The 14,432-nt window shown below is 73.4% G+C and carries 11 protein-coding genes; 6 read left to right on the plus strand and 5 right to left on the minus strand.

Features of this window, described 5'->3' with window-relative positions; genetic code table 11:
• Positions 1–58 precede the first annotated feature (58 nt).
• Positions 59–2,095: an acyltransferase family protein gene (locus tag ABRQ22_RS04065; protein WP_353708672.1), complete on the plus strand. Its 2,037-nt coding sequence runs from the start codon at positions 59–61 to the stop codon at positions 2,093–2,095.
• A gap of 3 nt (positions 2,096–2,098) precedes the next feature.
• Here the strand turns inward: ABRQ22_RS04065 and ABRQ22_RS04070 are convergent, their stop codons facing one another.
• The 4 genes from ABRQ22_RS04070 to ABRQ22_RS04085 form a co-directional block, all read right to left on the minus strand.
• Positions 2,099–3,547: an LCP family protein gene (locus ABRQ22_RS04070; protein ID WP_353708673.1), complete on the minus strand. Its 1,449-nt coding sequence runs from the start codon at positions 3,545–3,547 to the stop codon at positions 2,099–2,101.
• A gap of 4 nt (positions 3,548–3,551) precedes the next feature.
• Positions 3,552–4,769: an LCP family protein gene (locus ABRQ22_RS04075; protein ID WP_353708674.1), complete on the minus strand. Its 1,218-nt coding sequence runs from the start codon at positions 4,767–4,769 to the stop codon at positions 3,552–3,554.
• Positions 4,770–4,948: 179 nt separating this feature from the next.
• A complete protein-coding gene (locus ABRQ22_RS04080; protein WP_353708675.1) occupies positions 4,949–5,353 on the minus strand; it encodes a DUF2304 domain-containing protein in 405 nt (134 codons plus the stop codon).
• A gap of 12 nt (positions 5,354–5,365) precedes the next feature.
• Complete coding sequence (locus ABRQ22_RS04085) at positions 5,366–6,088, minus strand: glycosyltransferase family 2 protein (RefSeq protein ID WP_253053133.1); 723 nt, start codon at positions 6,086–6,088, stop codon at positions 5,366–5,368.
• 140 nt (positions 6,089–6,228) lie between these two features.
• On the opposite strand from ABRQ22_RS04085, the gene ABRQ22_RS04090 reads away from it, so the two are divergent.
• The 4 genes from ABRQ22_RS04090 (at position 6,229) to ABRQ22_RS04105 (ending at position 11,833) form a co-directional block, all read left to right on the plus strand.
• Positions 6,229–6,825, plus strand: a complete 597-nt coding sequence (locus ABRQ22_RS04090; protein ID WP_253053135.1) for an acyltransferase — start codon at positions 6,229–6,231, stop codon at positions 6,823–6,825.
• A complete protein-coding gene (locus tag ABRQ22_RS04095; protein ID WP_253053137.1) occupies positions 6,822–7,922 on the plus strand; it encodes a DegT/DnrJ/EryC1/StrS family aminotransferase in 1,101 nt (366 codons plus the stop codon). Before ABRQ22_RS04090 ends, ABRQ22_RS04095 begins: the two co-directional genes overlap by 4 nt.
• Positions 7,922–8,908, plus strand: coding sequence for a Gfo/Idh/MocA family oxidoreductase (locus tag ABRQ22_RS04100; RefSeq protein ID WP_253053139.1), 987 nt, complete (start codon positions 7,922–7,924; stop codon positions 8,906–8,908). Before ABRQ22_RS04095 ends, ABRQ22_RS04100 begins: the two co-directional genes overlap by 1 nt.
• Positions 8,909–9,034: 126 nt before the next feature.
• Complete coding sequence (locus ABRQ22_RS04105) at positions 9,035–11,833, plus strand: FG-GAP-like repeat-containing protein (RefSeq protein WP_353708676.1); 2,799 nt, start codon at positions 9,035–9,037, stop codon at positions 11,831–11,833.
• Between the two features lie 12 nt (positions 11,834–11,845).
• On the opposite strand, the gene ABRQ22_RS04110 is transcribed toward ABRQ22_RS04105, so the two are convergent.
• On the minus strand, positions 11,846–13,843 hold the full coding sequence (locus tag ABRQ22_RS04110; protein ID WP_353708677.1) for a SpoIID/LytB domain-containing protein: 1,998 nt from the start codon (positions 13,841–13,843) through the stop codon (positions 11,846–11,848).
• A 133-nt stretch (positions 13,844–13,976) separates the two neighbouring features.
• Here ABRQ22_RS04110 and ABRQ22_RS04115 point away from each other — a divergent pair, with 133 nt between their 5' ends.
• Complete coding sequence (locus ABRQ22_RS04115; RefSeq protein WP_253053145.1) at positions 13,977–14,432, plus strand: GtrA family protein; 456 nt, start codon at positions 13,977–13,979, stop codon at positions 14,430–14,432.

Here is a 14,432-nt window from a genome sequence, read left to right on the forward strand (position 1 = left end):
GACGACGCCGCCCCGTCATGCGCGGTCACGTGCGGCGGACCGGTCGACAGGCGCTGCCGTGCCCTACCGGCACGACCTCGACGGCCTGCGCGCGCTCGCGGTCGTGCTGGTCGCCGTCTACCACGTGTGGGTCCACCGCGTCTCGGGCGGGGTGGACGTCTTCCTCATGCTCTCGGGGTTCTTCGTCGCCGGGGGCCTGCTCCGCTCGTTCGCCCGCGGAGCGCCGGTGCGGCTGCGAACCTACCTCCCGCGGCTCGCCCGCCGGCTCCTTCCGGCGCTCGTCCTGGTGCTCGCCGCGGTGCTCGTCGCGAGCGCGGTGCTCCTCCCGCGCACCCGGTGGACGGGGGTCTCGGGCGACGTGCTCGGGTCGCTGCTCTACGCCGAGAACTGGCGGCTCGCCGCCGCGGAGCAGGCCTACGGTGCGGCCGACGTGGGACAGAGCCCGCTCCAGCACGTCTGGTCCCTCTCCGTCCAGGGACAGCTCTTCGTCGGGCTTCCTGTCCTTCTCCTGCTCGTCTGGTGGTCGGCAGGTCGCGCGGGGATCGCGACGCGCCTGGCGATCGTGCACGCGACGGTGGTGACCGGGGCCGTCGCCTCGTTCGTCTACGCCGTGGTCGCGGTGCGCGCCGACCAGGCGTTCGCCTACTACGACACGGTGGCGCGCGCGTGGGAGTACCTCGCGGGTGCGCTGCTCGCGCTCCTGGTGACGCGCGTGCGCCTGCCCGGTGCGTCGGGGCTCGTCGCGGGCTGGGTCGGGCTCGCGCTCGTCGTCGCCAGCGGCCTCCTCGTGGACGGCGCGGCGCTCTTCCCCGGCCCCGCCACGCTCGTTCCTCTCGCAGGCGCCGCGCTCGTCGTCGTCGCGGGGACGCCCGACCCGCGCGGGATCGCCGTCGCTCCCGCGTGGTCGGTCTCGAGGCTCCTCGCGTGGGCTCCGGTCGCCCGAGCCGGCGGGTACGCGTACGCCTTCTACCTGTGGCACTGGCCCGTGCTCGTGTTCACGATCGTCCTCCGCGACCGGCCGGTGGGCTGGCTCGCAGGGATCGGCGTGCTCGGCCTCTCGGCCGTGCTGGCGGTCCTGACGAAGCAGCTCGTCGAGGACGTGCTCCGTCGGGACCCTCGAGATGCCCGAGGCGCCACGCGCACACGGCCTCCGCGGTGGGTGCTGCGTCCTCTCGTCGCTGTGGTCACCGTGACCGTCGCGGTCGTGCCGCTCGCGTGGCACGCCCACGTCCTGTCGGTCCAGCGCTCGTACCAGGGCACCCTGCAGGACGTCGACGTCGCTGCGTACCCGGGGGCGCTCTCCGTCCTCGAACCGGGCGCGTACGCGGCGGCGGCTGCCGACCCGGTGCCCGCCGTGGAGGCCGTGCTCGAGGACACGTCGCGGGTCGTCCTGGACGGCTGCATGACGGGGGACGGGGAGAGCGACGTCAAGCGGTGCTCGTACGGCCCGGAGGATGCCGCGACGGTCGTCGCGCTGGTCGGTGCGTCGCACAGCGAGCACTGGTTCGCCGCGCTCGAACCGATCGCCGACCGTCGGGGCTTTCGTGTCGTCCCCGTCCTCAAGGCGGGGTGCCTCTTCCTCGACCCCGAGGACGGCGACGTCGACGGCGAGTGCGCGACCTGGCAGCGCGACGCGATGGACTACGTCCTGTCGCTCGAACCTGACGTGGTCATCACGACCTCGACGCGTCCGACGAAGTCGGACGGGCCCCGTGAGGTGGTCCCCGACGCGTACGTCCGTGTCTGGGAGCGGCTCGCCCTGGAGGACGTCCCGGTCGTGGCCATCCGCGACAACCCGTGGCTGCCGTTCTGGATGCCCGAGTGCGCGGCCGTCCACGGCTCGGAGTCGGACGAGTGCGCCGTGGCGTGGGAGGACGTCCTGGACGACGTGGACCCGTCGCTCGACGCCGTGCAGGAGCTGTGGAACACGACGATCCTCGACTTCAACGACGTCCTCTGCCCGGACCGTGTCTGCCGGCCGGTCCAGGGCAACCGGTTCGTCTACCGCGACGACAACCATCTGACGGCGACCTATGCCGTGACGCTCAGCCCGGTGTTCGACGAGCGGCTCGGTGTCGCGACCGGGTGGTGGTGACGACTACTGCGGCAGGCCGCCGACCTGCCCCGGGGTGAGGTTGCCGTCACGGATGTCGATCCAGAACTGCCCCACGGTCTCGGGGTTCAGCTGCACGGTGGACCCGACGTTGCCGCCCGGCCGGTAGTCGGGGTTCGAGATCGGCGGCGTGCCCGTGATGCCGTCGGGACCGTTGGCCTTGCGGAACGCGAGGGCGAGCTTGCCGAGGTCGACGATGCCCGTGCTCTCGTCGACGGTGAGCGACCCGAGGCCGGAGTCCAGCAGCGAGACCTGGTCGCCGGGGCGGAACAGGATGCTCGGGTTCGCCGCCTTCGAGCTGATGGCGCCGATGACCTGGCGCTGGCGCTCGGCACGGCCGATGTCGCCCTTCGGGTCGGAGTAGCGCATCCGCGAGAACGCGAGCGCGGTGTGGCCGTCGGCGACGTGGCACCCGGCGGTCCACACGAGTTCGCTGCGTTCGTCGTTCACGTCGTAGTCGAGGCACAGCTCGACGCCGCCGACGGCGTCGACGATGCCCTCGACCCCGCCGAACCCGACCTCGACGTAGTGGTCGACCGTGAGGCCGGTGAGCTGCTCGACCGTCTGCACGAGCAGCGGCGGGCCACCCCACGAGTACGCCGAGTTGAGCTTGCTCGCGCCGTTGCCCGGGATCTCCGCGTACGTGTCGCGCGGCAGGCTGATGAGCGCGACCGGGCCGCTCGGCGGGGCGTGCAGGACCATGATCGTGTCCGTGCGCGCGCCCTCGGTGCCGTCCTCGCTGATGCCTTCGCCGCGCGCGTCGGAGCCCGCGAGGAGATAGGTGTTCCCGGGCGTGCCGGGCGCACCGGAGAGGGCCTCGACGTGCTGGATCTTGCCGTTCGCCCAGATGAGCAGGCCGACCGGCCAGGCGAGGAGCGCGACGATCACGACGCACGCGACGAGCCCGACGACGCGGCCCTTGCGGACGCGGAACCCGCCCCCGCCGGCTCGAGGGGTCCCCGTGCCCGACGGCGGTCGCCCACCCCCGCCACCGGGTCGGCCGGTGCTCGGCCGCGGCGCCGCGCCCGGACGGCTCCGCGTCGTCGTGGGCACGGCCTGCGCACCCGCGTGGGGCGACGACGAGACGCGCGGAGGTGCCGCCGTCGCCTGGCGGGGCTGGCGCGACGGCGCGACCGACGGCGGGAGCGCGGACGCCGCGGAGCTCGTCCGCGGGCGTGCGCCGCGCGCGGGCGGCGCCGGCGGCGGCGTGCCCTTGCGTGCGGGGGTCACGGGGATCTCGCGCGACGACTGGCGCTTGATGCGGGGCTCGAGGCGCACGGCGTCGTCGGGCACGGCGGGGCGGGGGCGCGCCGGGGCGCGCCCGCTGTTGCCCACGGCGATCGCGTCGTCGACGGACGACGGACGCGGGGCGCGGCCGCCCTGGGGCGTGAAGCTCGGGGGGAGCGACCGGGGGTCGCGCGAGGGGTCGGTCATGGCGTCACCCGCACTGCGCGGTCTCGTCGGCGGCGGAGAACGCCTCCTTGCCGGCTTCCTTCGTCTGCACCGGGGCGGGCTCGGCGGCCGCGTCGCCCGTCGGGTCGGCTGCGCCCTCCCCGGTCTGCGACGGCGGCTCGGTGGCCTCGGCGGCGTCGGTGGACCCGCCTGCGGCCTCGTCGGTCGCGGGTGCGGGCGCGGCGATCGGCTCGTCGGCGCGCACCGTGGCCCAGAGCTCGTCGGCCTCCGACGTCCAGACGACCTTCGCGTCGGGGTCCTGCGGGTCCGGCGCGTTGGGAACGGTCATGAAGGTGATGTTGCCACTGGTCGCGCCCTTGAGGCTGAAGGCGAGCCCGGCGAGGCTCGGGATCGACGACAGGTTCGCGCTCATGGTCAGAGACTTGGTGCCCGCGTCGACGAACCCGTAGATCTGGCCGAGGTCCGAGAGCACGTTCTTCGAGAGCACCTGGTTCACCGTCGCGGCGAGGAGCTGCTGCTGGCGGCCGATACGGCTGAGGTCCGACCCGTCGCCCACGCCGTAGCGCGCCCGCGCGAACCCGAGCGCCTGGGCGCCGTCGAGCGTCTGCATCCCTGCGTCCAGCCGAAGGTCCGCCTTGGGCGAGTCGATCGGCTCGGGGATGCAGATGGGGACGCCGCCGATCGCCGTGACCATGTTCTGGAAACCCGCGAAGTCGACGACGACGAAGCCGTCGACGAACACGTCGGTCAGGCTCTCGACGGTCTGGGTCGCGCACGCGGCGGCCGAGTCGACGTCGCCACCGACGGTCGCGCCGTTCGCGAACGCGGCGTTGAAGCGGGTGGTGGCCGGCGCGGTCGTCTTGCCGTTCGTCGTGTGGCACGCCGGGACGTCCACCCGTGAGTCGCGGGGGATCGAGATCATCTCCACGCGCGTCCGGTCTGCCGAGACGTGCACGAGGATCGTCGTGTCCGAGCGCATGCCCTCGACGCCCGCGACCTCGTGGCCGTTCTCGCCGCCGCGCTCGTCCGAGCCCATCACGAGGATGTTGAGGGGCTTCCCGGCGTTGGGGTCGCTCGGGTCCGGGGTGGACGGCTCAGGTCGGTCCGTCAGGAGCTCGAGCCCGTCCGACGGCGCGATGTTCCCCTGGATTCTCGACACCGCGGCGGCGCCGCCGACCGCGCCGAACGCGAGCACCGCCGTGGCGACGAGCCCGACGGTTCGGACAGCCCCGTGGGTCCTCATGGCTCGCGCGTGCGCCGGACCGCGCGACGGCTTGTCGGCCGCCGCATCGCGGGTCTGGGCACGGGAACGGGCTGTCACGGGAGTCGAGCATAGGCGCGCTGTGCGACCTGGCCGCGCGGGCTACGGGCTCGCGGGGTGGAGGAGTTGTGCAGGCGCGGACGGCTACGAGGACCGATCGGTCAGCCGGCGGGCGGCGCGTCCGGCCGGCCGCCCTGGCCGTCGCGCTGCTCGAGCTCGTCGACCGACGCGTCGACCCGGCTGAGCCTCGCCTCCGCGAGGCTCAGCTCGCGCGTGAGCAGCGTGATCTTGCGGGCGAGAGCGTTCGCACGCCGGTGGCTCGTGGCGATGTAGCTCACGAACGCGATGACGAGGGCGTAGAGGAGGAGGTCGGTCCCGCGGCCGACGCCGAGCATGTTGGCCAGCCGGGTGAGCCACTCGGGGAACAGGACGGAGAGCCCGGCGACCACGACGAACCCGACGAGCAGCAGGCGGCGGATCGCCTGGTGCCGGGCGTCGACCGTGGAGCGGGTGAGCAGGACCGTGACCACGGCGATCGCGGCGACGAGGACGATCTGGATGAGCATGTGCGCTCCCGTCTACTTGAACACGAGGTCGACCAGGATGTTCACGGAGTTCCAGAGCGACTGGCCCTTGGCCCGGGAGTAGTCCGTGTAGAGGACGTGCACGGGGTACTCGCGCCAGGGGAGCCCGGTGCGCCCGAGCTGCAGCACGATCTCGCTCGCGTGCGCCATGCGGTCCTGGCGCAGCTCGACCTGGCGCGCCGCGTCGACGCGGACGACCCGCAGCCCGTTGTGGGCGTCGGTGAGCCGCAGGCCGGTGCTCTGGTTCGTGAACCAGACGGCCGTGCGCAGGACCGCACGCTTGAGGAGCCCGGGCCGGGTCCGCGCGTCGAGGAACCGCGAGCCGAAGACGATCGCGACGTCCTCGCGCCGGGCCAGCTCGACCATCGCGGCGGCGTCCTCCACCTGGTGCTGACCGTCCGCGTCGAACGTGACGAGGTACTTCGCTCCCGGCAGGTCGCGGGCGAACTCGATCCCCGTCTGGAGGGCGGCTCCCTGGCCGAGGTTGACGGCGTGGCGCAGGACCGTGGCGCCCGCCTCCCGAGCCCGCTGCGCGGAGTCGTCCGAGCTGCCGTCGTCGACGCAGACGATCCGGGGGAACGTCCCGAGCGCGTTCTTGACCACGTCGGCCACGACCGCGCCCTCGTTGTACAGAGGGACGACGAGGCAGGCGTCCTCGACGGGGCCGATGGCCTCGACGGGCGGGCGGCCGGGTCCCGCCGCGTCCGATTCGTGCATGTCGCTCATTGTTGCAGGCGACCGGGGAAGGTCGGGACCTTCGCCGCTCTCGGAGGGGCAGCGGCGGCAGGTAACCTTGCCGACGCGGCGTCCGCGTCCGACGTGGTCGCTGCGCACCGTCCCGACACGAAGGAGCCCGCATGGGAGTCCGGATCGCCCCGAGCGCCGACGTCGCCGACGACGCGTCGATCGGCGACGGCAGCCAGATCTGGCACCTCGCCCAGGTGCGCGAGGGGGTGTCGATGGGAGAGTCGTGCGTCGTGGGGCGCGGGGCCTACATCGGTACCGGAGTACAGATGGGCCGGAACTGCAAGGTGCAGAACTACGCGCTCGTGTACGAGCCGGCGTCTCTCGCCGACGGGGTGTTCATCGGCCCCGCCGTGGTGCTCACCAACGACACCTACCCGCGGGCCGTGAACCCCGACGGATCGCTGAAGAGCGCGGACGACTGGCACGCGGTGGGCGTGACGATCGGCGAGGGCGCCGCGGTCGGGGCCCGTGCGGTGTGCGTCGCGCCCGTGACGATCGGAGCCTGGGCCACGGTGGCCGCGGGCGCGGTCGTGACGAGGGACGTCCCCGACCACGCGATCGTCGTCGGGGTCCCGGCGCGGCGCGTCGGCTGGGTGGGGCGCGCGGGCGAGCCGTTGCGGCGCGACGGGGAGCACTGGGTGTGCCCGGTGACGGGTACGCGCTACGAAGAGCACGACGAGACCATCAGAGAGGTTGCGGCCGAATGAGCCAGACACTGATCCCCGCGGCGAAGCCGATCGTCGGGGACGACGAGCGCGCGGCCGTGGACCGCGTCCTGCGCAGCGGGATGATCGCGCAGGGACCTGAGGTCGCCGCGTTCGAGCAGGAGTTCGCCGAGGTGCTCGTCGGCGGGCGCACGTGCGTCGCGGTGAACTCCGGGACCTCGGGCCTGCACCTCGGCCTCCTCGCCGCGGGCGTCGGCCCCGGCGACGAGGTGATCGTCCCGTCCTTCACGTTCGCGGCGACCGCCAACTCGGTCGCGCTGACCGGTGCGACGCCGGTCTTCGCCGACATCGAGCCGGACCAGTTCTGCCTCGCTCCCGACGCGGTGCGGGCCGCGATCACGGAGCGGACCAAGGCCATCATGCCGGTGCACCTCTACGGGCACCCGGCGGACATGACGGCGCTGGGCGCGCTCGCGGACGAGCACGGTCTGCTCCTGTTCGAGGACGCGGCACAGGCGCACGGGGCGACCCTCGACGGACGCCCGGTGGGCTCGTTCGGCGCGTTCGCCATGTTCAGCCTCTACCCGACGAAGAACATGACGTCGGGTGAGGGCGGCATGGTCTCGTGCGCGACCGACGAGATCGCGCGCAACGTCCGTCTGCTGCGCAACCAGGGCATGGAGCGCCAGTACGCCAACGAGGTCGTCGGCTTCAACGCCCGCATGACGGACGTCCACGCGGCGATCGGCCGGGTGCAGCTCACCAAGGTCCAGGGCTGGACGGCGGACCGCCAGCGCAACGCGGCCTTCCTGTCGGAGAACCTCGAGGGCGTCGTGACGCCTCCGGTCGCGGACGGGGCGGTGCACGTCTACCACCAGTACACGATCCGTGTCGCCGACGACCGCGACCGCGTGGTGACGGCTCTCCGCGAGGAGCACGGTGTGGGCTCCGGGGTCTACTACCCGATCCCGAACCACCGCCTCGAGAGCCTGAAGCACTTCGCGCCCGGTCTCGACCTGCCCGAGACCGAGATCGCGGCGCAGCAGGTGATCTCCCTCCCCGTGCACCCGTCGCTCACCCAGGGCGACCTCGAGCGCATCGTCACCGCGGTCAACTCCGTCGTGAAGGCAGGTGCGTGATGGCAGACCTGCGTGCGGGCCTGATCGGGCTCGGAGCGATGGGGCGGCACCATGCCCGGGTGCTCCGCGAGATCGACGGCGTCGACCTCGTCGCCGTCGCCGACCCCGGCGGTGACCCTTACGGAGTGGCGGGAGACCTGCCGGTCCTGCCCGACGTCGACGGGCTGATCGGCGCCGGCATCGAGATGGCCGTCGTCGCGGTCCCGACCGTGTACCACGAGGAGATCGCGCTGGCCCTCGCTGCCGCGGGCGTGCACACCCTCGTGGAGAAGCCCATCGCGGCCACGAGCGCGGCCGGTCGCAAGGTCGCCGAGGCGTTCGCCGCGGCCGGGCTCGTCGGCGCGGTCGGGCACATCGAGCGGTTCAACCCGGCGCTCCAGGAGCTGCGTCGCCGCATGGAGGCGGGCGAGCTCGGGGAGGTCTACCAGATCGCGACCCGGCGGCAGGGGCCTTTCCCGGCGCGCATCGCCGACGTCGGCGTGGTGAAGGATCTCGGCACCCACGACATCGACCTCACGGCCTGGGTCGCCCAGAGCGCGTACCGTGCGGTCGCCGCGCAGACCACGCACCGCAGCGGGCGCCCGCACGAGGACATGGTGACCGCGACCGGCCGCCTGGAGAACGGCGTCGTGACCAACCACGTCGTCAACTGGCTCTCCCCGATGAAGGAGCGCGTCACGATCGTCACGGGCGAGCGGGGTGCGTTCGTCGCCGACACGGGCACGGCCGACCTCACCTTCTACGCCAACGGCGTCATCCCGACCGAGTGGGAGGCCGTCTCGGCGTTCCGCGGCGTGTCCGAGGGCGACATCACGCGCTACGCGTTCGCGAAGCGCGAGCCCCTGCGGGTCGAGCACGAGGCGTTCCGGGACGCCGTCCGGGGGATCCGCCAGGACGTCGTGACGATGGAGGAGGGCCTGCGCACCCTCGAGGTCGCCGAGGCCGTCCTGGAGTCGGCCGCGTCGGGGCAGACCGTCACGCTCTGAGCCGGCGCCCGGCGGCCCCGTGGTGGGGTCGCCGGGCCGACTCCCGACTCTCCCGGCGATCGTCCTGCGAGAACGTGCCCGCCTTGTGATACTGGCCGGGTTCGTCGGGGCGCGAGCAAGCCCTGGGTGATCTCTGCGACGACCGGGGTGAGCACGATGGCCAAGAGGTGGACGACCGTCCTGACGGTGCTGGCGGTGACCGTGACGTCGGCGGTGACGGGCAGCACCACCGCCGTGGCGGCCGGCCCCGCGACACGGGCCGCGACCTCTGTGGCTCCACGCGTCGCACCCGCCCCGCCGGCCGTGCCCGCACCGGTCGCCCCCGAGATCGACGAGACACCGCTCGAACCCGTCGACGCGTCCGGAGACGCCCCCACGGCGTCGGTGCCGTCGGAAGCGGGCGCTGCCGAGGGGCCCGGTGAGCAGGTGCTCCCCGAGGTCCCGGCCGACGACACGCCGAGCCCGGAGGGGACCTGGTCCGCGACCAGCCCGGCGACCGGTGCGACGACCGTCGTCGGCGTCACCTGGGACCTCGGGTCGGCAGGGGACGACGTCGTCGTCGAGGTGCGTTCACGTACCGGGACCGTCTGGACCGGGTGGAGCGACGTCCACGCGGAGGACGCCGAGCCGACCGGGGGCGCCGGGGAGCAGCGCGACGGTACCGAGCCGCTGTTCGTCGGGGACGTCGACGAGGTCGAGGCGCGGATCCTTCCCGGGACCGGGCCGACGCCCGTCGACCCGGTCCTGGTCGTGGTCGACCCCGGCGCGGACTCGGGGACCGCGGGAGGGGGAGCCGGCGGTGCGGGCGGGCTCGGTCGGTCCACGACCGCCGGGCTCGCGACTCCCGCCGCCGCACCGGCGGCCGCGCTGCCGACCGCCACGACCCGTCCGGCGATCTACTCGCGCGCCCAGTGGGGTGCCGACGAGCGGCTGATGACGTGGACGCCCCAGACCGGCAACGTCGTCGGCGCGGTCGTGCACCACACGGCCGGGTCGAACGACTACACCGCGGACCAGGTCCCGGCACTCATCCGGGGCATCTACGCGTACCACGCGCAGTCCCGCGGTTGGGGCGACATCGGGTACAACTTCCTCGTCGACAAGTACGGGCGCATCTGGGAAGGGCGCGCCGGAGGGATCGACCGGGGGATCGTCGGTGCGCACGCGTCCGGGGTCAACTCCCAGCGCTTCGGCGTCTCCGTGATGGGGAACTTCGACGCCGCGCAGGTCTCGGGGGCGGCCGTCGACGCCGTGTCCTCGGTCATCGCGTGGAAGCTCGACATCCACGGCGTTCGCGGAGCGGGCGGGAGCATCGTCGTCGGGCACCGGGACGTGGGCCAGACGTCGTGCCCCGGGGCCACGCTCTACGCGGCGCTCCCGCAGATCCGCTCCCTCGCGGCGGCGCGTCAGGGTCCCGTGCACGACCGTTCCCTCCGGAGGGACCTCGGGCTCGACGGCTACCCGGACCTCGTGTCGCGCACCGCGACCGGGGTCTCGATGCTCACGGCCACGGCCTCGGGGTGGGGGCAGACCCGGACGGTCGGTTCCGGCTGGCCCGGTTCCCGGGTGATCGCCCCCGGTGACTGGAACGGGGACGGTTCCCCGGACCTCATGATCGTCGACCCGGCGTCCGGAGACCTGTGGCTGTACCCGGGCACCGCGAACGGCGGCTGGGCCGCGAAGCAGAGGATCGGGGTCGGCTGGGGCGTCGCGAACCTGATCGTCGGCGGGCACGACTGGAACGGCGACGACACGACGGACCTCCTCATGAGGCGGCACGACGGGACGCTCTGGCTCTACCCCGGCAACGGGCGCGGCGGCTTCGGCACACCGCGGCAGGTGGGCACCGGCTGGAACGCGATGAGCTCGATCGCCATGGTGGGGGACCTCGGCAACGGGCGCCCGGCGCTCGTCGCGCGGACCGGCGGCAACCTCTACACGTACACGGGTGACGGGCGCGGCGGGTTCGCCAGCGGTCGGACGTTCGTCGGGTCCGGCTGGGACGTGATGACGACCATCGTCGGCCCGGGAGACCTCAACGACGACGGCCTGCCCGACGTCGTGGCACGGGACGTCCAGGGGAATCTGTGGCGCTACGTCGGGGACGGTGCCGGACGGCTGCTCGGACGGTCGCAGATCGGGCACCAGTGGCAGGGGTTCACCGCGGTGCACCCCGCCGGTCGTGCAGGTCGGGGCGAGGACTTCTTCGCGGTGGGTGCAGACGGCGCGCTGCACCGCTACTCCTATCTCGGTGGCGCGGGCTTCACGCGGGCCGTGGGCACCGGCATCTCCGGTTCGGCCGTCGCCGAGGCCATCGCTCCCGGAGACTGGAACGGTGACGGTCGGCCCGACCTCATGACCCGCCGGAGCAACGGCGACCTGTTCCTCCACGCCGGCACGGCGACCGGCAGCTTCGCGACGTCCGGGACGCGCGTCGGGACGGGCTGGGAGGTCATGACCCAGGTGATCGGAGCGGGCGACTGGCTCGGGACGGGCGTCCCGGGTCTGCTTGCCTTCCAACGGGGCACGGGGCAGATCTGGCTGTACCCGGGGGACGGCCGGGGCGGGTTCGGGACCCGCGTCCTGATCGCCCAGGGCGCACAGTTCCTCGACCGGATCGTCTCGGCGGGCCACTGGCGCGGCGGTGCGGCGCCGGACCTCGTCGCGCGCGAGGCCGGCACCGGGCGGCTCCTGCTCTACCCGGGCAACGGCGGCGCACGGCTCGGGGCGGCCTCGGTGATCGGGACCGGGTGGGACGTCATGTCGAGCATCGTGGGTGCGGGCGACGTGGACGGCGACGGGCGACCCGACCTGGTCGCCACGCGCTCGGACAGGTCGATCGTCCTGTACCCGGGCAACGGGTCGGGAGGGTTCCGGACGTGGCGGACGATCGCCACGGCCCCGTCGGGCGCTTCCGTCTCGTGAGCCGGTGACGCCTCAGAACGTCCTCGTGATGCCGTTCCACCCGGAGCCCACCTGCATCCGGGCGGCGAACCGCGTGCCGGTCCACGGATAGAGGTAGAACCGGCCGGCGGCGTCGGCCGCGAGGAGGTCGGGGATCCCGTCCCGGCCGAAGTCGGCCACCGGGGTGAGGAGCCGCATGCCCTGCCACCCGGAGCCGATCTGCACCGGGCTGAACCCGCCCGCCCCGTCGCCGCGGTAGAGCAGGAGCCGGCCGGCGGCGTCGACCGCCAGCAGGTCCGACCAGCCGTCGCCGTCCCAGTCACCGCCGCCGCCGACCCACGAGATGACGTCCCAGCCGCCGCCCACGAGCACGGCGCTCGCGAGCCTCCCGTCGCCCAGACCGGGGTAGAGCCACATCCGGCCCGACGTGTCGACCGCCAGGAGGTCGGCCGACCCGTCGCGCCCGACGTCCCCGGGGGCGACGAGGAACCGCATGGAGCCCCAGCCATGGCCCGCCTGGACACGGGCGCCGAGCGTCCCGGCCGCCGTCGTCGGGTAGCGCCACAGGCGCCCGGCCTGGTCGACGGCGAGGACGTCGTCGCGCCCGTCGCGATCGAGATCGTTGGCGCGGACCGCGAGCCGCATCGTCTGCCAGTCGTGGCCCGCCGGGCGGCTGCCGACGAACCGGCCGTCCCCGTCCCCGAGGTATGCCGTCAGACTGCCGTCCGCCCGCTGGCCGAGGACGTCTACGCGCCCGTCGTTGGTGGAGTCGCTGTCGAGCCGGCTCGTGCCGGTGAGCTTCCACCAGTCGGAGCGCAGACCGAAGGCGCTGCGGAACTGCGCGCCCGTGAGCGTGACGGAGCCTGCCGAGCCGGTGACGACGACCCGGACCACGCGCCCGCCCCACTCGCCGTCGCCGGTACGCGACATGACGTCGATGCTGCGGGGCGAGCCGATCTGCGGGTACCGCGCGCCGACGTCCGCGGCTCGGAGCGAGACGCTCCACGCGTGCACCGGGTTGCCCTGTGCGTCCCACGGGTCCGGTCGGGACGGGAGGTAGGGGAAGGACCCGGCCGCGCTCCAGCCGCCGTTCGACGAGCCGAACTGGGTGAAGGCGAGGCTGCCGCCGTAGTGACGCACCTGCCCCGAGGTCGCGGCGACGGCGGCGTCCGTCGAGGCCGCCTCGTGGTGGCGCGTCTCGACCCCCGCCGAGGTGAAGCTCTTGTGCCCGGGATAGACCTGGCAGGCGGTGGTGTCGCACGTCTGCCACGAGCCCGACCGGTGCGCGCGGTCGTACGACGCGTAGGTGCGCGCGGCGACGGCCTGCGCCCGCAGCGCGTCCGCCGGCCAGCTCGACGGCGACTCCGCCGGCACGACGGAGCGCAGGTAGTCCTCGAGGCCCACCACGTTGACGGTCTGCTGCCCGGGGCTCGCCCCGGAGGGGACGGCTCGGACCGTGCCGCGGTAGTCCGTCTGCGTGCCGTCGGGCCTGATCAGACGGATGAACCCCGACGGCGCGGCGATGCTCAGGAAGCCGGGGGAGGCACCCTGCGACCACTGTCTCCAGGTCCCGCCGACGAGCCCGTGCAGCACGAACCCGCCGGACCCTCGGACGATGCGCCACTGCTGCGGTGTCACGCCGCCGAAGCTGATCGGGGTGCCGGTCGAGACCGCGTCGCTCGCCGTCATGCCCGGGACCGCGAGGATGCGGACGTCGTTGTCCGTGTCTCCGCTGATGAGGACGCTGATCGTGCTCGCGGGCTGGGTGACCCGGGCCGTACCGGGGTAGTACGCGTCCAGGATCTGCTGGTAGCCCACCCCCTGCGAAGCGGCCGCGCGTGCCCCCCACTGCGACATCCCGCGGCCGTGACCGAAGCCCCGCCCCGCGACCGTGACGGTCGTGCCGGTGCCGAGAACCACCCGTTCCTGGGTGAGCGTGTCTGCGCGTGCGACGACGGACTGCGTGACGAACGACGTCCCGACCAGGACGGCCGTCAGGAGCGACGCCGTCATCCTCTTCCGTGCCCCCATGGGTGACCTCCGTAGCTCTCGGTCCGATCCACGGTAGGTCGGGTGACGGGAGGGCGCCCGGCGGGCAGGTACCCTGGTGCGTCGTCGGGCGCCGTGCCCGACCCGAGACGAGGGGGAAGACCTGGCCGGCGTCGTGCGGACAGTGCTCGGGCACTCGGCGTTCCGCTACCTGCTGGTGGGCGGCTTCGCCTTCCTCCTCGACCTCGGGCTGCTCGCCCTGAGCTACCGGGTGCTCGGTGCGCCGCTGTGGCTCGCGACGGCGGTCGGGTTCTGGGGCAGCTTCGCGTTCAACTTCACGCTCCAGCGGCGCTATGCCTTCGGCGGTGCCATGCCGACGGGGCCCGCGTTGTGGCGGTACGGCGTCCTCCTGGCGGTGAACTCGCTCGCGAACATCGCGGTGGTCGGTCTCTTCGAGCACCTCGGTTGGGGCTATGCCGTCGGCAAGGTCGCGGTCACCGTCGCACAGACCGTCTGGAACTACTTCGCCTACCGCTACTGGGTCTTCGGCGGGCGCGCGGCACCCGCCGCACCCGGCGACGACCGAGCCGGGCCTCAGGTGCCCGTCGAGCACGACCGCAAGGAGAGCTGA

This window comes from Cellulosimicrobium sp. ES-005 (assembly GCF_040448685.1).
Lineage (GTDB): Bacteria > Actinomycetota > Actinomycetes > Actinomycetales > Cellulomonadaceae > Cellulosimicrobium > Cellulosimicrobium cellulans_G.